16 protein-coding genes are annotated in these 16217 nt (G+C 70.0%); 12 read left to right on the top strand and 4 right to left on the bottom strand.

The annotated features are described in order from the left end of the window. The first annotated feature begins 28 nt into the window (after positions 1 to 28). The 3 genes from ACFZDI_RS03235 (at position 29) to ACFZDI_RS03225 (ending at position 2007) form a co-directional block, all read left to right on the top strand. Positions 29 to 757, top strand: coding sequence for a hypothetical protein (locus ACFZDI_RS03235; RefSeq protein WP_391247389.1), 729 nt, complete (start codon positions 29 to 31; stop codon positions 755 to 757). Positions 758 to 823: 66 nt separating this feature from the next. Further along, a complete protein-coding gene (locus ACFZDI_RS03230; RefSeq protein ID WP_391247388.1) occupies positions 824 to 997 on the top strand; it encodes a hypothetical protein in 174 nt (57 codons plus the stop codon). Next, entirely contained in the window at positions 994 to 2007 is a 1014-nt protein-coding gene (locus ACFZDI_RS03225) for a hypothetical protein (RefSeq protein WP_391247387.1), read from the top strand. Before ACFZDI_RS03230 ends, ACFZDI_RS03225 begins: the two co-directional genes overlap by 4 nt. 237 nt (positions 2008 to 2244) lie before the next feature. Here ACFZDI_RS03225 and ACFZDI_RS03220 read toward each other — a convergent pair whose 3' ends face one another. Next, entirely contained in the window at positions 2245 to 2628 is a 384-nt protein-coding gene (locus tag ACFZDI_RS03220; RefSeq protein WP_391247386.1) for a DUF192 domain-containing protein, read from the bottom strand. 321 nt (positions 2629 to 2949) lie between these two features. On the opposite strand from ACFZDI_RS03220, the gene ACFZDI_RS03215 reads away from it, so the two are divergent. The 4 genes from ACFZDI_RS03215 to ACFZDI_RS03200 all read left to right on the top strand — a co-directional run bounded on the left by ACFZDI_RS03215 (position 2950) and on the right by ACFZDI_RS03200 (position 6679). Continuing rightward, positions 2950 to 3609 (top strand): hypothetical protein, encoded by a 660-nt coding sequence (locus ACFZDI_RS03215; protein ID WP_391247385.1) that lies wholly within the window; start codon positions 2950 to 2952, stop codon positions 3607 to 3609. Positions 3610 to 3701: 92 nt separating this feature from the next. Beyond that, positions 3702 to 4634, top strand: coding sequence for a hypothetical protein (locus tag ACFZDI_RS03210; protein ID WP_391248013.1), 933 nt, complete (start codon positions 3702 to 3704; stop codon positions 4632 to 4634). 151 nt (positions 4635 to 4785) lie between these two features. Further along, positions 4786 to 5664: an LLM class flavin-dependent oxidoreductase gene (locus ACFZDI_RS03205; RefSeq protein WP_391247384.1), complete on the top strand. Its 879-nt coding sequence runs from the start codon at positions 4786 to 4788 to the stop codon at positions 5662 to 5664. Positions 5665 to 5782: 118 nt separating this feature from the next. After that, the gene (locus ACFZDI_RS03200; RefSeq protein ID WP_391247382.1) at positions 5783 to 6679 is read left to right on the top strand and encodes a methyltransferase domain-containing protein; all 897 of its coding nucleotides are present in this window, start codon (positions 5783 to 5785) and stop codon (positions 6677 to 6679) included. A gap of 142 nt (positions 6680 to 6821) precedes the next feature. Here the strand turns inward: ACFZDI_RS03200 and ACFZDI_RS03195 are convergent, their stop codons facing one another. Further along, positions 6822 to 8021: a DNA glycosylase AlkZ-like family protein gene (locus ACFZDI_RS03195; protein WP_391247380.1), complete on the bottom strand. Its 1200-nt coding sequence runs from the start codon at positions 8019 to 8021 to the stop codon at positions 6822 to 6824. A gap of 884 nt (positions 8022 to 8905) precedes the next feature. Here ACFZDI_RS03195 and ACFZDI_RS03190 point away from each other — a divergent pair. The 4 genes from ACFZDI_RS03190 (at position 8906) to ACFZDI_RS03175 (ending at position 13915) form a co-directional block, all read left to right on the top strand. Then, on the top strand, positions 8906 to 9679 hold the full coding sequence (locus tag ACFZDI_RS03190) for an isoprenyl transferase (RefSeq protein WP_234846697.1): 774 nt from the start codon (positions 8906 to 8908) through the stop codon (positions 9677 to 9679). Positions 9680 to 10034: 355 nt separating this feature from the next. Beyond that, positions 10035 to 11360, top strand: coding sequence for a PhoH family protein (locus ACFZDI_RS03185; RefSeq protein ID WP_234846698.1), 1326 nt, complete (start codon positions 10035 to 10037; stop codon positions 11358 to 11360). 401 nt (positions 11361 to 11761) lie between these two features. Then, positions 11762 to 12472 (top strand): transglycosylase SLT domain-containing protein, encoded by a 711-nt coding sequence (locus ACFZDI_RS03180; RefSeq protein ID WP_234846699.1) that lies wholly within the window; start codon positions 11762 to 11764, stop codon positions 12470 to 12472. Between the two features lie 135 nt (positions 12473 to 12607). Further along, positions 12608 to 13915: an AI-2E family transporter gene (locus tag ACFZDI_RS03175; RefSeq protein WP_234846700.1), complete on the top strand. Its 1308-nt coding sequence runs from the start codon at positions 12608 to 12610 to the stop codon at positions 13913 to 13915. Between the two features lie 79 nt (positions 13916 to 13994). On the opposite strand, the gene ACFZDI_RS03170 is transcribed toward ACFZDI_RS03175, so the two are convergent. Beyond that, the gene (locus ACFZDI_RS03170) at positions 13995 to 14528 is read right to left on the bottom strand and encodes an alkyl hydroperoxide reductase (RefSeq protein WP_385650926.1); all 534 of its coding nucleotides are present in this window, start codon (positions 14526 to 14528) and stop codon (positions 13995 to 13997) included. 6 nt (positions 14529 to 14534) lie between these two features. Further along, on the bottom strand, positions 14535 to 15089 hold the full coding sequence (locus tag ACFZDI_RS03165; protein ID WP_391247379.1) for a redoxin domain-containing protein: 555 nt from the start codon (positions 15087 to 15089) through the stop codon (positions 14535 to 14537). Positions 15090 to 15223: 134 nt separating this feature from the next. On the opposite strand from ACFZDI_RS03165, the gene ACFZDI_RS03160 reads away from it, so the two are divergent. Next, the gene (locus tag ACFZDI_RS03160; protein WP_234846703.1) at positions 15224 to 16174 is read left to right on the top strand and encodes a LysR substrate-binding domain-containing protein; all 951 of its coding nucleotides are present in this window, start codon (positions 15224 to 15226) and stop codon (positions 16172 to 16174) included. Positions 16175 to 16217 lie beyond the last annotated feature (43 nt).

The raw sequence follows: 16217 nt of genomic DNA, 5'->3' as shown, positions 1-16217 counted from the left end.
CGCCGCCGGGGCACGGACGGAGAGCGACTTGGACACCTACCTGCTGCCCGCCGCCATGCGCGAGCTGCCACCGCCTTGGCACGATCTGACCTACCGCAGGTCTCAGGTCCTGGAGGCACTTGCCCCGGTGGAGGAGAGACGTGAGCAGGCTCGGCACGTACTGCGCGTGTGTCTGCCGGACCGACGACAGAGTGTGTACGACCGGGACGAGGAGCTACGGGACTTCTACGACGACCGCGACGATCACACCTTGGACGAGGCGGACGCCGGGTTGACCCGGATCATGCCGACCCCTTCCCAGGTCACGCGGGAGCGGGTGGCAGAGGCGGCCGGGGCCTGGGCCGACATGGGGATTCCCACGGTGCCACAGTCACCGACCGAACAGTGGGTCGACAAGGTGGCGGCGGAGTGGGCCGCCTCGGTGCGGCAGGCGCTGGTGCACGACGCCTTCGCTTTCATCGAGCGTGCAACCACCGCCGGATTGCTGAACGACGGGGAGGCTGAAGACGCCGCGCTGCTCGCGGCCGCGTTCGTGCGGGCCGGCGTGGCGGTTGAGGCGGCGGTGCGCCTGCTTGTCTCGCTCGGTCGTCCGCGTGGCGAGCAGGCCCTGGCTCCGGGGTCTTCCTCATTCCTGGCAGACCGACTTCGGCTGGGGCGCGACCGTGCCCGTTTCGCACAGCCTCGCCCAGGCGCGTTCAGCACTGGAGGCGTGTCTGACGGTCGAGCGTGTGCCGGACGACGTGCGGGTGTGCGGTGACGCTCCGGCGGACCGCAGTGCCATCGCTGAGGTGGTGCGCGCCCCGACGGCACGCCGGCGTCGGAGATGGCCAAGCACGGCGTGGGAGCGCGCATCGCCGGCCAGGACGTGTCCCCCGCGCAGCTGAAGGCGATGGACGACGCCTGGAACGCCAAAAGCGATACCGAGAAGTACGAGGCCATCCACTCCGGCAAGATGAAGGACCCGAAGACAGCGATGCAGTACTTGGGGGTCTCATGACCGACGATCAGCAGGCGGCCGAGATCCTCGGGGAGCTGGCGGCCGCGATGGCCGACGCTCCGCCGAGCACCGAGGGCTACTGGACCTCCGAAGAGTTGCACGAACTCTACGAGCGTTCTGAGGCAGCGCCTGACCTTCCGCTTACCGATGGGCAGCGGCGGCTCTTCATCGCCCACCGTGCTCGTGGGGCGGCCTCGTCCCGCATTCGTGGTCTGCTGTCTTCTCTGAAGGAAACCGCCGAGCGCGGCCGAGTGACGGCCACCGCTGAGGCAGCCGTTCTTGCCGAGGCATGTGTGCGCGCCGAACTTGCGGCGCACGACGCGATCAGCGTCCTGTTCCAACTGGGTGTGCCGTACGGCGAGCAGGCGCTGGCACGACTGGTGCCTGACCCGCGTGTGAACGAGGGCGATCGACGCTGGGGCCGCTGGTGGCTGAGGCGTCTACGTGAGCCGAAGTATCAGGCGATGGCCGGCCGTCCTGTCGAGGATGAGGAGCTGTTGCTGCCAGAGGTGGTTCGAGACGTGACCTTCGGCTGGCATGGCGGCTGGGAGATCGAGGAGGAACCGAAGCAGGAGCGCTTCGCTCAAGCCCGCGCCGTTCTCGAAGCACTTCTGCCCAGCATGAGGCTGCCGTTTCAGGAGCCCGTTCCCGAGTGGGAGGGAGACTGGGACGAGGACGAGGATGAGCGCCCCGATTGGCTGGAGATCCGTATGGTTCTGCGAGATCTGATGCCTGATGTCAGGCTCGTCACCCGAGAGCGCATGACCGAGGGCTGGTATGAGTGCAAGCAGCTGGGGCTGGACGTGCAAGGTGACGGGCCTGACGAGTTCAGCAACCGGTGGGCCGCGCGCATCGGTGCCTGGACCGCGGAAGGGATTCTTTCCTGGCTCTGGCAAGAAGATCATTTCTCCCCATGGGCCCAGGAACTTGCCAGGCGCTACATCGACCGGAACGTCGCAGTGGCCGAAGCGACGCGCCTGCTGACCGAGGCGGCGCAGGGTAACGCCTGAAGCCGTAACAGTGCGGCTCGCTATCAGGGGGCCCATGACGTACGACGAGGAGCACGCGGGGGCTCAGGAGGACCGTGCAGCTGCGCTCCTCGTTGAGGAGGCGCGATCGCCGCTGCCCCGCCGGGAACGAAAGCCTGGCCGGACGAGCTGGAGGACCTCTGGTGTCGGGTCCAGGAGGAACCGGGTCTCCCGCTCACCGACGAGCAACGTCAGCACTTCGCGGCCCGTCGGGAACCCTTATCCGTCCTCCGCCGCCACGACGACCTCCACCCGCCCCCCGGCCCGCATCCCCCACTCGTCCATCGCCCCGGCCATCGCCTCGACCACATGCCGGGCCCGGAGTCGAGGCATGCCCAGCCGTCCCGGGCGCATGGTGCGGACGGCGAGGACGCGCAGACCGCGGTCGAGGTAGGCCACATCGATCGGCATGCGCATGCGGAAGGTGTGCACGCTGTTGGCGGGGGAGAGCAGGATCGCCCCGTCGAGGGTGTCCCGCCCCAACAGCCCTTTCGTCCGCGCCCGGTAGGAGGTGGCGACCTCCAGCGGGACCCGGACGGACGGCTGCCCGTCACCCCCGTGCACGACCAGCTCCCCACGCCCGTCCCGCCAACGCCGCCCCATCGGACCCCTTCCGGCCGTGCCACCCTCCGTGGCTCCACGGCCCCGAACGTATCGGGATCCGGCCCTCCCTCACATGGGCCCACGGACCCCCTACGGGCCCAGCCTCTTTGCTGGTTCCTGACTGAAACGCCGGTCGTGGCACCGCCGTTGGCACTCACGTGTGGCGCGTTACGTAACCGTTACGGCGCAAAGGTGACGGCGAACCGGCGATTCCTCCCCATACACCCCGGGAGTTGACAACCTTCGCCCTGGTGCGGCCGCACCCCGCTGTATAGCTTTGGTTCGCTCAAGAGAAGCCTCGTCACCTCCCGGGAGCCGACCGTGACCCGCCGCCCCACCCTCCTCGCAGCGCTCACGCTGACCGCCGCTGCGGCCCTGACGCTGTCCGCGTGCGGGAGCGATGACAGCTCCAAGAGCAAGGACAACGACAAGATCGCGGGAGCGGAGACCACGGAAAAGGCGTCCCCCTCGACCACCCCGAACGAGCCGGCCCCGACCGGCCGCCCGAAGATCGACCTGCCGTCGGACCTCTCCTACACCTTCGACTGGCCCAAGACCGGAGACAAGGACAAGGACGCCGTCCTCGCCGACGGCGAGCAGTCCATCAAGGCCGTCGACCTGGCGATCGTCAACCAGAACGCGCTCGACAAGCCGTACCTCTACTACTACGAGGGCGAAGCAGCCGCCAGCACGCAGAAGTTCATCCAGAACTATGTCGACCACAAGGCGGCCATCACGGGCGCGTACCGCTTCTACGCTCCGCAGGTGGCGGTCGACGAGGACGGCTCGGCGTCCCTCAGCTACTGCGAGGACCAGGGCAAGGCCTACGTGAAGGACCTCAAGACCGACAAGGCCAGGAAGACCGAGGTCACGTCCAAGAGCTACGTCATCTACCACACGTCGCTCAAGAAGAACGACAAGGGCGTCTGGGTGATCCAGAAGATGGTCTCGCAGAGTGGGAGCCCCAAGTGCCAGCCGTGAGGCAACCGTTGAAGAAGCTCACCGCAGTGATCCTGGCCGGAGCCTGCTGGCTGCTCCTGGCCTTCCCAGGAGCGGCCACCGCGGACGACACCTTGGGCGGCGACACACAGGGCACTCAGCAGCAGGCCGACGCCGGCGGAGACGGCACCGTCTCCGTCACCGTCGGGGGCGTCGTCTTCGACCGTTCGAAGAACGGCAGTGGGAAAGCCGCCGGCGCGCTCAGGGCGGCGACCTCCTGGACCCCGCCCCCCTGCTGGTACGCCCCGAAGTACACCCCGGACCAGCTGAAGAAGTACCTGGAGCCGACCTGGGAGGCCGGTTCGACGGGCTACGAGTGGGATGCCGAGCAGCGGGACCGCTACGTCAACGGGCACCCCTACAAGGACTTCAACAAGGACAAGACCGGCAAGGGCTACTTCTGGGACTCCTTCGTCAACAAGGACTTCCCCCCGGGCTGGGACTCCTGCAAGGAACCCATCTTCTGGGTGGACCAGGGCAACCCCCCGCCCGCGGACGTCAAGAACGCCGTCACCCCGAGGGTGCTCGCCGAACTCGCCTACGCCGAGATCCGCGTCCCCGGCACCGAGGTGACGCTCGCCCCCGCCGCCCGGACCAAGGTCAACCTCCCGACCTGGGCCTGGCTGGACGCCGCCGACTTCAAGCCGGTGTCCGTCACCGCGTCCGTACCCGTGATCGGCATCACCGCGACAGCGACCGCGACACCCAAGTCGCTCCGCATCGAACCGGGCACGAAGGACGCCGTCACCTACCCGGCCTCCGGCGTCTGCGAGATCGCCGACGGCCGTATCGGCGAGCCCTACGCCACCGGCAAGGCGAACCGCACGCCACCCTGCGGCGTGACGTACCTCCGCTCCTCGGGTGACGGCACGTACCCCCTTCAGGCCACCGTCACCTGGGAGATCACCTGGACCGGTACCGGCGGTGCAGGCGGCACCCTCCCGGACGGCTCCTTCGGCGCCACCCAGGACGTGGTCGTACAGGAGATCCAGGCCGTCAACCGCTGAGCCGGGCCACGGCCTCGACCGACGAGCGGCCGCCCGTGCGGGCGGCCGCTCCGCCGTTCACGGACGCATGGGCCGTGTGGCCCCCGTACAGGGGATTCCCGGCCTCATAAAGGTGTTGCCCGGCGCTTTCGATCGCGGGTAGGAAACCCCCATGACCCCTCTAGGCGCAGTCTTCCGCCCTCAGTTGGCCCCCGAGCGACTCCGTTCCGTGTGTGACGTCGCGGAAGGGGCCGGGCTCGATGAGCTGTGGCTGTGGGAGGACTGTTTCATGGAGGGAGGGATCTCGACCGCCGCGGCCGCTCTCGCCTGGACCGAGCGTGTGCGGGTGGGGGTCGGGCTGTTGCCCGTGCCCTTGCGGAACGTCGCCATCACCGCCATGGAAGCGGCCTCCCTGCACCGGATGTTCCCGGGGCGGCCGCTCCTCGGCGTCGGACACGGTGTGCAGGACTGGATGGGGCAGGTCGGCGCCCGCGTCGAGTCGCCCCTCACTCTGCTGCGGGAGCATCTCCTCGCACTCCGGGCCCTGTTGAGCGGTGAACGCGTCACCGTCGACGGCCGCTACGTCAGGCTCGACGACGTCGCCCTCGACTGGCCGCCGACCACCCCGAACACCGGTGTCCTGGCCGGTGCCACCGGGCCGCGCTCGCTGCGGCTCAGCGGAGAGGCCGCCGACGGCACGATCCTCACCGCCGCCACCAACGCCGAGGGCGTCCGTCGCGCCCGGCGGCTCGTGGAGGAGGGGCGCGCCGCGGCCGGGCGTGCGGCCGGACCCCACCCCTTCATCGTCTATCTGCTCACTGCCACCGGGCACGACGCCGACGCCCGCCTGCGCGCGGAACTCGACGCCGAAGGGCTCGCGGCCGTTCCGGACCTCGGGGTCGCCGGAGACGCCGGGGCCGTGGCCGAGGCCGTCGCGCGACTGGTCGAGGCCGGCGCCGACAGCGTCGTCCTGCAGCCGACCGCGGACGAACCCGACCCGGAGGGTTTCGTACGGTTCGCGGCCGAGGACGTGCGTCCCCTCGTCCCCTGACATCCGGTAAGGGGCCGGTGAGGGGCCGGACGGGGTCGGCCCATGAACAACAGCGGCCATGAACAACAGCGCCCATAAACAACAGGCATCACCGGCCGTGCGATGCCACCATCTCCCCATGGCACCACCCCGGGAACCGCACCCGCACTCCTCGCGCCCCACCACCTACGAAGACCTCCTCGCCGAAGGGTCCTCCGTCCCCACGGAAGGCTGGGACTTCTCCTGGTTCGAGGGGCGGGCGACGGAGGCACGCCCCTCCTGGGGGTACGCCGTGTCCATGGCCGAGCGACTGGGCCGGGCGCGTGCGGTGCTGGACGTGCAGACCGGGGGAGGAGAAGTGCTGGACTTCGCCCTCGCCAGGGTCGCCGGTGCGGACACCGGCGAGCCGATCAGGGCCGGCACCGGCGACGCGGCCGGGGCGGACACCCGCCTGACCACCGGAGCACCCGCCCCGAAGCCGCCCCTCCTCACCCTCGCCACCGAAGGCTGGCCGCCCAACGTCGCCAAGGCCACCGCCCTGCTCCGGCCGCGCGGTGTCGGGGTCGTCGCCGCCGCCGAGGACGCCCCCCTGCCCTTCGCCGACGGTGCCTTCGACCTGGTCGTCAGCCGCCATCCCGTCCGCCCCCAGTGGGACGAGATCGCCCGCGTTCTCCAGCCCGGCGGCACGTACTTCGCCCAGCACGTCGGCCCGAGCAGCGTCTTCGAACTCGTCGAGTACTTCCTCGGGCCCCAGCCCGACGAGGTGCGCGGTGCCCGTCACCCCGACCGGGAGCGCGCCGACGCCGAGGCCGCGGGGCTGGACGTCGTCGGGCTGCGGGCGGAGCGGCTGCGGATGGAGTTCCACGACATCGGCGCCGTCGTCCACTTCCTGCGCAAGGTGGTCTGGATGGTCCCCGGCTTCACCGTCGAGGCCTACGAGCCGCAGCTTCGGGAACTGCACGAGCGCATCCAGACCGAGGGACCCTTCGTGGCCCACAGCGCCCGCCACCTCTTCGACGCCCGCAAGCCCGGCTGACACCCGCACCCTCGACGAGCCCGCCCGACGCACGCACCCTCGACGAGCCCGCCCGACGCACGCACCCCCTACGAGCCCGGCCAACACACGCACCCGTGCGAGCCCGGCCAACACACGCACCCGTGCGAGCCCGGCCGACGCATCACGCGTGGGGACCCACCGTCACCTCTCCCACCACCAGCTCGGGCGTCGCCTCCAGCACCTCGCCCACCCGCTCCACCTGCTCGCCCAGTTCCCGGTGCCGGCGCGCGGTCAGCCGGACGAGCGGCTCGACCGTGACGGTCGTACGACGGCCCCGGCGCCGTTGGTGCCACACCCCGGCCACCACATCGACGAGCAGCACCGGGTAGTTGCCCGCCTGGCCGCCGCCGAGGGCGCGGTGGTACGCCTTTCCGGGGAACAGCCGCTCGCGGGGCTGCCCCGCGATGACGTACGCGTCGAAATAGGGGAGCAGCCGCACACCTCGCACCGGGTCGGACGAGAAGTCGGTGTCACCCGCCGCCACCCATGCCGGTGTCCCCTCGAAGTCGACCTCCTCGACAAGGCCGTCGGCGGCCAGTTCGCCGAACAGGGCCGTCGCCCAGCCGGTGGGCGCCGCCAGCCAACGCGCGAAGTGCTGCGCCGTCGCCGGACCGTACGCATACAGATACCGTCGGACGAAGGCAGCCGACGGGCCCCCCGCCGCCACCTCGGGAACCGCCCCGGCGACCGTTCCCGCACCAGCCGCCGCCCCCTCGTCCCCCCGCACCGGCCGCGTATACGTCACCCTGCGACCGCGGTTCGGGCCGAAGCACAGCGTGCCCGCCCAGCCGGCCCGGTGCATCACCTGGCGCCAGCGCGGCCACAGGTCCTGGAACGCCGGCATCACCCGCTCGCCGGCCCAGGGGCCCGTGCGGGCGACGACCTCCTCGGACAGTTCGTCGACGGTCAGGCACCTGCCGTCGAGCGCCTCACCGATCGCCGCCACGACCTGGTCGGTCTGCTCCTCGGTGAGCCGTACACCGGGCGGGAACGGGCTCGGTCCGGTGGGCACCGCGGTCAGCGCCGCCGAGAAGAGAGGCAGTTCACGGGCCGGGAGCAGGTGGACCGTGCCGCGTGGGCCGTACGTCTTGACCAGGGACCCGTCGTCCCAGAGCGCGGCCCGTACGTCCGCACGTGTCACCCCGTCCGCCCGCATCCCGACCGACAGCTCCGCCGCGGAGAGCACCTGCGCGTGCGCGCCCAGCATCGCGCCGACCACCTCGGCGACCGGCGTGCCGACCGCGGCCGGCCTGGCCAGGAACTGCCGCTCCGCCCGGCGTGCGCTCGCCGCGTCCCACGTGATCTTCAGGGTCGTCGTCATGAGGCGAGGCTAGGCCGCAATGAGGACAGAAATGGTCCTATAGGGCGGATCCCTGGTGACCCAGGGACACCAGGGCCCCGGGGAAACGACCCCGCAGGCCCGCCTCGCCCGCCAGGCTCGCTGGTCGCTCCTTTCACGCACCGCACTTCCGCATCTTCCGACGGGGGTTTTCACATCGTTATCGCTCCCGGCTCGCTTCTGAGCGGCCGCTCACGTAAATTCTGGGCAGGGTAATTCGCGTGAGCAAAGCTGCGCGGGCGGTACCGCGCAGTGGAGGGGGCTGCGCGGTGCCTGGGGGTCCTGCATCGAGCCGTGCGGCCGCGATATCGGTCGGCAAAGCATCCGCGCGCCGACGGGCCGGACTGTCGCGGCCCCCGCGCGGCGGCGAGTCCGGTCAAGCGGGCGTTCACAGTCACGTCACCCATCGGGGGGATGTCGGGACAAGTCACCCGAGCGGGCCCCAAGGTGCGGCAAATTCTGCGGCTCCCGGCTCCCGGATGCCTGATTCCCCAGCGTATGGGCCATGTTTCGGCCAGAGGCGGGCTCTGGACGAGGGGCTCCGCACGCGTCATCGCGTCGCCGCACGGCTCCGGAGAGTAGTTGTGGCACGCCGATGCGCGCAGCATCACTCACGAAGGGTTATGGTGGAAACCCCCCCTCGGGCCGGTCCGTCTCCCCCCCACGGACCGGCCCGTTTTTCATGCTCCGCCGGGCGGCTCGAACCACCGGCCGGAACCGTTTGTTCCGCCCCCGTTGGCCGCCCAGGGCCGCGGCGAGGGTAGGCTTCGCCTCCGGGGACTGCCACACGGGCAGGGACCGCCCGCGGCCACGACCGGGCCGCACGCCGCGGCCTGTCCGATCCGTACGGAGGGGCTGACAATCACGTGAACCTGCGCGACAAGCTGCGCGGCCTGCTGGTCAGGCTGTACGCACGCCGGGTGGAAGGTCACCTGGACCACGCTCAGGTGCCCAAGCACATCGGCGTCATCATGGACGGCAACCGGCGCTGGGCGAAGGCCGCCGGTTCCAGCACCGTCGACGGCCACCGGGCCGGTGCCGGGAAGATCGAGGAGTTCCTCGGCTGGTGCACCGAGACCGACGTCGAGGTCGTCACCCTCTGGCTCCTGTCCACGGACAACTTCGACCGCCCGCGCGAGGAACTCGTCCCCCTGCTCGGCATCATCGAGGACGTCGTCCGCACCCTGGCCGCCGACGGCCGCTGGCGCGTGCACCACGTCGGCACGCCCGACCTGCTGCCCTCGGGCCTGCAGACGATCCTCAAGGAAGCCGAGGAGACCACCGCGCACGTCGACGGCATAGTGGTCAACGTCGCCATCGGCTACGGCGGCCGCCAGGAGATCGCCGACGCCGTGCGGTCGATGCTGCTCGACGCCCAGGACAAGGGCACCTCGATGGAGGCCCTCGCGGAGGCCGTCGACACCGACATGATCGGACGTCACCTCTACACCAGCGACCAGCCCGACCCCGACCTCGTCATCCGCACCAGCGGCGAGCAGCGGCTGTCCGGTTTCATGCTCTGGCAGACCGCCCACTCGGAGTACTACTTCTGTGACGTGTTCTGGCCGGCGTTCCGCAAGGTGGACTTCCTGCGGGCCATGCGCGACTACGCGGCGCGCCACCGGCGCTACGGCGGCTGACGTACCCGCCGCGGGGCGCCCGGATTCGGGACGTCCCACGTCACACCACCTCCCGGTACCCGTTCGAGGGGGCCCGGTCATGCCGAGTTCACCGGCGCGCCGTCATATGCCGTGGCATGGCGACGCTCGTTCGAGGGCATAACCCAGTCAGGTCGACGCCCGAACCACGGGTGTCGGATCTCAGCGGACGGCACGGGGCCGTCCGCCCGGGAGGCCCTTTGCACCAGCCCGATCGTGCGGTCACAGCACGGACGAAGAGGCGGAGGGCCGGTTCTCGGCCCGCGCAGGGCGGCCGACGACCGGTCCAGCTCCATACCGTCGCTCCCCGACCTCATCCGAGGGGGTACGTCCTTCCGTGGTGACCAGCACAAAGCGCCACAAGCCCGACCGGCGCACCTATGTTCTCGACACCAGCGTCCTGCTGGCCGACCCGAACGCCCTGAACCGCTTCGACGAGCACGAGGTCGTGCTCCCCATCGTCGTGGTCACGGAGCTGGAGGCCAAGCGGCACCATCCCGAGCTCGGCTACTTCGCCCGGCAGGCCCTCCGCCTGCTCGACGAGTTGCGGGTGCGGCACGGTCGCCTCGACGCCCCCATCCCCACGGGGGACCTGGGCGGGACCGTGCGTGTCGAGCTCAATCACTCGGACCCCAGCGTGCTGCCCAGCGGCTACCGCCTGGGGGACAACGACTCCCGCATCCTCGCGGTCGCCCGCAACCTGCAGGCCGAGGGACTCGACGTCACCGTCGTGTCGAAGGACCTCCCGCTCAGGATCAAGGCGTCCTCCGTCGGACTCCTCGCCGAGGAGTACCGCGCGGAACTCGCCATCACGGACTCCTCCGGCTGGACCGGAATGTCCGAACTGACCCTGCCGGGCGAGCAGGTGGACATCCTCTTCGAGGAGGGGCACGTCCATGTCCCCGAGGCCGCCGAACTCCCGGTGCACACGGGCCTGACCATCCAGTCGGAGCGCGGCAAGGCGCTCGGGCGGGTCACCCCCGAGGGCACCGTCCGCGTCGTGCGCGGAGACCGGGAGGCGTTCGGCATCAAGGGCCGCAGCGCCGAGCAGCGGATCGCGCTCGACCTGCTGCTCGACCCGGACGTCGGGATCGTGTCCATGGGCGGCCGGGCCGGCACCGGCAAGTCGGCGCTGGCGCTGTGCGCCGGTCTGGAGGCGGTGCTGGAGCGCCGTCAGCACCAGAAGGTGATGGTCTTCCGACCGCTGTACGCGGTGGGCGGGCAGGAGCTGGGATATCTGCCGGGTTCCGAGGCCGAGAAGATGAGCCCCTGGGCGCAGGCCGTGTTCGACACGCTGTCGGCGGTCACGTCCCGGGAGGTCATCGAGGAGGTCACCGCGCGCGGGATGCTGGAGGTCCTGCCGCTCACCCACATCCGCGGACGCTCGCTGCACGACGCGTTCGTGATCGTGGACGAGGCCCAGTCGCTGGAGAGGAACGTCCTTCTCACCGTTCTGTCCCGGATCGGGGCCAACTCACGGGTGGTTCTCACCCATGACGTGGCCCAGCGGGACAATCTCAGGGTCGGCCGGTACGACGGTGTCGTCGCCGTCGTCGAGAAGCTGAAGGGGCATCCGCTCTTCGCGCACGTGACCCTGACGCGGTCCGAGAGGTCCCAGATCGCCGCCCTTGTGACCGAAATGCTCGAAGACGGGCAGATCTGACCGACCGCGGTAATTAGTAGCGGTTATGCGATAGTTGGCGCCGTCCGGAAAAGGCCAAGAGCCTAGCCGGGCGGCGCCTTCGCGTGTGGCCGTTCCGTGGAATTTCCTGCGCCAAACGGGATGTGAGCTTTCACACGCAACGCGGAATTGCCTTGCCCCGTCGGGTTACGGCAGAGTCTCACTCCTGTCAGGCCCCGCATACGACACAGCTGTACCCCCAGCGGTACGGCACCACAAAAGCAACAGCACCAACTGCATAGCGATGTCGTATGCCGCCCGAGCAACACGCGGCGCTCCCCCCGGGGGAGTTGCCCACCGGGCCCGCGCCTCCCGTGACCCCGTAGTTGGGGAGGCCAGTGCCAGGGGCACGATTGCGTCCGCGAGGGTCACCGAAGCGGGCGATGCTGGAAGGAAACCGTGTGAGCCGGATCTCGGTCCGGGGATTCGCAGTGGCTTCGGCCACGGCGGTCACCGCTGTCGGAAGCGTCGTCGGCGTTGCCTCGGGCAGCACCGCGCAGAACAACGACGCGGAAGCGACGGCAACCGGCGCCACGCTGCTCGCGGACATCCCCGCGGGCCAGCAGGCCCAGGTACAGACCGCGTCACTGACGCAGCAGGCCGACGCACAGGCCATTCAGGCGGACGCGAGCGCGAAGAAGGACGCCGAGGAGGCCGCCCGCAAGGCCGCCGCCGAGACGGCCATCGCAAAGCAGGAAGCCGCCAAGAAGGCCGCCGAGGCCGCGGCCAAGGAGCGCGCCGAGACCAAGGCCGCCGCCAGCCGCTCCAAGGACGTCGCGGACTTCCCCGTCGCGAGCTCGTACAGCATCGCCCAGATCCAGGCGATGGCGCGGCAGCTGGTGCCGTCGGGCCAGTTCCAGTGCTTCAGCAACATCGTGGACCACGAGTCCGACTGGAACTACAAGGCCGTCAACCCCTCCTCCGGGGCGTACGGCATGTTCCAGGCGCTGCCCGGCTCCAAGATGTCGTCCGTCGGCGCCGACTGGCGGACCAATCCGGCCACCCAGATCAAGTGGGGCCTCAACTACATGAACGAACGCTACGGCAGCCCCTGTGACGCCTGGTCGTTCTGGCAGGCCAACCACTGGTACTGAGCCGCCCGGCCCCGGCCGATCCGTTCCTCCGCTCGAGCCCCGCACCGTCGTCCGGTGCGGGGCTCGCGGCATGTACGGTCGGACGGACGGCTCCCCGGGGGAGTGGTGTGGCAAGACGGGGGAAGAGGACGGATCATGTCGCGAGTGCCAGGGTGGCTCGGCCGGCTCGGTGCCGGGCTGACCGAGATGAGCGAGCGGTACAACGAACGCCGCGCCGAGGCCGAACGGGAGCAGGACGACCCCGTGTCACGGACGTTCGCCGACGAACAGGTCCCGCCGCCCCCGGACTACGCACCCGACGTCGCCGCCCGTCCCGATCCCGCGCTGGCCGTTCCGTGGGGGGTGCGGGTCGCGGCCGAGGCCGGCTGGCGGCTCCTCGTCCTCGCGGGCACCGTGTGGGTGCTGATGCGGGTCATCAGCGCCGTCCAGCTCGTGGTGCTCTCGTTCGTCATCGCCCTGCTCATCACGGCGCTGCTGCAGCCGACGGTGGCCCGACTGCGGCGCCACGGCGTACCGCTCGGGCCGGCCACCGCGCTGACGGCCGTCCTCGGCTTCGTCGTCATGGGCCTCATCGGCTGGTTCGTGACCTGGCAGGTCATGGAGAACATCGACGACCTCTCGGGCCAGATCCAGGACGGCATCGACGAGTTGCGGAACTGGCTGCTGAACAGCCCCTTCCACGTCACGGACAAGCAGATCAACGAGATCGCCACCAACCTGCGCGAGGCGGTCGGGGCGAACACCGACCAGATCACCTCCGCCGGGCTGGAGGGCGTCACGGTCGTCGTCGAGGCGCTGACCGGGATCCTGCTGTCCGTCTTCTGCACGCTGTTCCTGCTCTACGACGGCAAGCGGATCTGGCAGTGGACGCTGAAGCTCGTGCCGGCGGCGGCACGGCCGGGAGTGGCCGGGGCCGGTCCCGCGGCATGGCGGACGCTGACGGCGTACGTGCGGGGCACGGTCATCGTCGCGCTGATCGACGCCATCTTCATCGGGCTCGGGATCTACTTCCTCGATGTGCCGATGGCCGTGCCGCTGGCGGTGTTCATCTTCCTGTTCGCGTTCATCCCGCTGGTGGGCGCGGTGGTGTCCGGTGCGCTGGCGGTGGTCGTCGCGCTGGTCACCCAGGGGGTGTTCACGGCCGTCATGACGCTGGTGGTGGTGCTGGCGGTGCAGCAGATCGAGGGACACATCCTGCAGCCGTTCATCCTCGGGCGGGCCGTGCGGGTGCATCCCCTGGCGGTGGTGCTGTCGGTCGCGGCGGGCGGGATGGTGGCCGGGATCGGCGGCGCCGTGGTCGCCGTGCCCCTGGTGGCGGTGACGAACACGGTCGTCGGCTACCTGCGGTCCTACTCGCAGAAGTCGGCACTGCGGCACTCGGTACGGCCGCGCGGGGCCACAGCGGTCAGCGCGGAGCCCGCTCCTGACACGCCGTCGCAGTAGCGGAACCCCGGACACACCACAGGGCCCCGGCCACCGGTCGGGTGGGCGGGGCCCTGTGATGCGGGGCGGACGGCCGGGGTTACTCGGCCAGAACCGCCTCGGCGTCCAGCGTGACGCCGACCGCCTGGATCACGGAAGCGATCTTGAACGCCTCCTGGATGACGTCGCGCTCCAGGCCCGCCTTGCGCAGCACCTGCTCGTGCGAGTCGAGGCACATGCCGCAGCCGTTGATCGCGGAGACCGCGAAGGACCACAGCTCGAAGTCGACCTTGTCGACGCCCGGGTTGCCGATGACGTTCATCCGCAGACCCGCGCGCAGGGTGCCGTACTCGTGGTCCGACAGCAGGTGACGCGTGCGGTAGAAGACGTTGTTCATCGCCATCACCGCGGCGGCGGCCTTGGCCGCCGTGTAGGCCTCCGGCGACAGGTTCGCCTTGGCCTCCGGTTCCAGCTCGCGCAGCACGATCGGGGAGCGCGAGGCGATCGCCGTCGACAGGACCGTGCCCCACAGCTGCTGCGCCGGCAGGTCGGAGTTGCCGATGACCGAGCCCAGGTTCAGCTTCAGGTCCTTGGCGTAGTCCGGTATCGCGGACTTCAGTGCGTCGAGGGACATGTCAGATCACTCTCCGGCGAGCAGCGCGACCGGGTCGAGGGTCTCGTCGCCCTTGGACCAGTTGCAGGGGCAGAGCTCGTCCGTCTGGAGCGCGTCCAGGACCCGGAGGACCTCCTTGGGGTTACGGCCGACCGAACCCGCGGTCACCATCGAGAACTGGATCTCGTTGTTCTGGTCCACGATGAACACCGCGCGCTTGGCGAAGCCGTCCTCGCCCTCGATGCCCAGCTCGCGCATCAGCTCGTGCTTGGAGTCGGCCATCATCGGGAAGGGCAGGTCACGCAGGTCGTCGTGGTCCTTGCGCCAGGCGTGGTGGACGAACTCGGAGTCACCGGAGAAGCCGAGGACCTGCGCATCGCGGTCCGCGAACTCCTCGTTCAGCTTGCCGAAAGCGGCGATCTCGGTCGGGCACACGAAGGTGAAGTCCTTGGGCCAGGCGAAGATGACCTTCCACTGACCCTCGTAGGTCTTGTGGTCGATCTGCTGGAATTCCTTGCCCTTCTCCAGCGAGACACAGGCGGTCAGGTCGAACTCGGGGAACTTGTCACCGACAGTGAGCACACGCTCTCCTTGCAGCGAAAGGAACACCCGGATCGCGGGCGTTTCCCATGGGTTGGACTGTGTTGATGTTGGCACAGGCTCGATTGATTACGGAAATAGCTACACTCGGTCGGGTTGATCGGAGGTAGTTATCAGTGACTGTCGGTAGTAAGCGGCGGCAGCCCAGTCTCGCCCAGCTCCGTGCCTTCGCGGCGGTGGCCGAGCACCTTCATTTCCGGGACGCGGCCGCGGCGATCGGCATGAGCCAGCCGGCCCTCTCGGGCGCCGTGTCGGCCTTGGAGGAGACACTCGGAGTGACGCTCCTCGAGCGTACGACGCGCAAGGTGCTGCTCTCGCCCGAGGGTGAGCGGATCGCCGTACGGGTCAAGGCGGTTCTGGGGGAGATGGGCGCGCTCATGGAGGAGGCCGAGGCGGTCCGGGCGCCCTTCACCGGGGCGCTGCGCCTCGGGGTCATTCCGACGGTCGCGCCCTATCTGCTGCCGACGGTGCTGCGGCTCGTCCACGACCGGTATCCGCACCTCGACCTCCAGGTGCACGAGGAGCAGACCGCCACCCTCCTCGACGGTCTCACCAGCGGGCGCCTGGATCTGCTGCTGCTCGCGGTACCGCTGGGCGTGCCGGGAGTGACCGAACTGCCCTTGTTCGACGAGGACTTCGTGCTGGTCACGCCGCTCAACCACTGGCTCGGCGGCTGGGAGGGGATTCCGCGCGACGCGCTGCGGGAGCTGAACCTGCTGCTGCTGGACGAGGGGCACTGCCTGCGCGACCAGGCCCTCGACATCTGCCGGGAGGCCGGCCGCGACGACGTGCCGGTCACCACGACCGCCGCCGGGCTGTCCACGCTGGTGCAGCTGGTCGCGGGCGGCCTCGGTGTGACGCTGCTGCCGCGCACCGCCGTGAAGGTCGAGACCTCGCGCAGCAACCAGCTCCTCACCGGGTACTTCGCCGACCCGGCCCCCACCCGCCGTATCGCACTGGCGATGCGGGCGGGGGCCGCGCGCGGCGCGGAGTACGAGGAACTCGCGGCGGCCCTGCGCGAGGCCCTGCGCCCGCTGCCGGTACGGGTCCTGGACCGGGACGCCTGACGGCCACGGCGCCTGATGCTCGCGCCCGGCCGGGCCCCCGTCG

The sequence above is a fragment of the Streptomyces sp. NPDC007907 genome (assembly GCF_042959365.1).
GTDB lineage: Bacteria > Actinomycetota > Actinomycetes > Streptomycetales > Streptomycetaceae > Streptomyces > Streptomyces indiaensis.
This window is presented reverse-complemented; position numbering and strand designations above follow the sequence as displayed.

What these genes read in the sequence shown, in the direction of transcription:
- ACFZDI_RS03230 (WP_391247388.1), top strand. Translation starts at nt 824, where the DNA reads ATGGCCAAGCACGGCGTGGGAGCGCGCATCGCCGGCCAGGACGTGTCC.
- ACFZDI_RS03170 (WP_385650926.1), bottom strand. Translation starts at nt 14,528, where the DNA reads ATGTCCCTCGACGCACTGAAGTCCGCGATACCGGACTACGCCAAGGAC.
- ACFZDI_RS03220 (WP_391247386.1), bottom strand. Translation starts at nt 2,628, where the DNA reads ATGGGGCGGCGTTGGCGGGACGGGCGTGGGGAGCTGGTCGTGCACGGG.
- ACFZDI_RS03180 (WP_234846699.1), top strand. Translation starts at nt 11,762, where the DNA reads ATGCTGGAAGGAAACCGTGTGAGCCGGATCTCGGTCCGGGGATTCGCA.
- ACFZDI_RS03200 (WP_391247382.1), top strand. Translation starts at nt 5,783, where the DNA reads ATGGCACCACCCCGGGAACCGCACCCGCACTCCTCGCGCCCCACCACC.
- ACFZDI_RS03195 (WP_391247380.1), bottom strand. Translation starts at nt 8,021, where the DNA reads ATGACGACGACCCTGAAGATCACGTGGGACGCGGCGAGCGCACGCCGG.
- ACFZDI_RS03225 (WP_391247387.1), top strand. Translation starts at nt 994, where the DNA reads ATGACCGACGATCAGCAGGCGGCCGAGATCCTCGGGGAGCTGGCGGCC.
- ACFZDI_RS03205 (WP_391247384.1), top strand. Translation starts at nt 4,786, where the DNA reads ATGACCCCTCTAGGCGCAGTCTTCCGCCCTCAGTTGGCCCCCGAGCGA.
- ACFZDI_RS03175 (WP_234846700.1), top strand. Translation starts at nt 12,608, where the DNA reads ATGTCGCGAGTGCCAGGGTGGCTCGGCCGGCTCGGTGCCGGGCTGACC.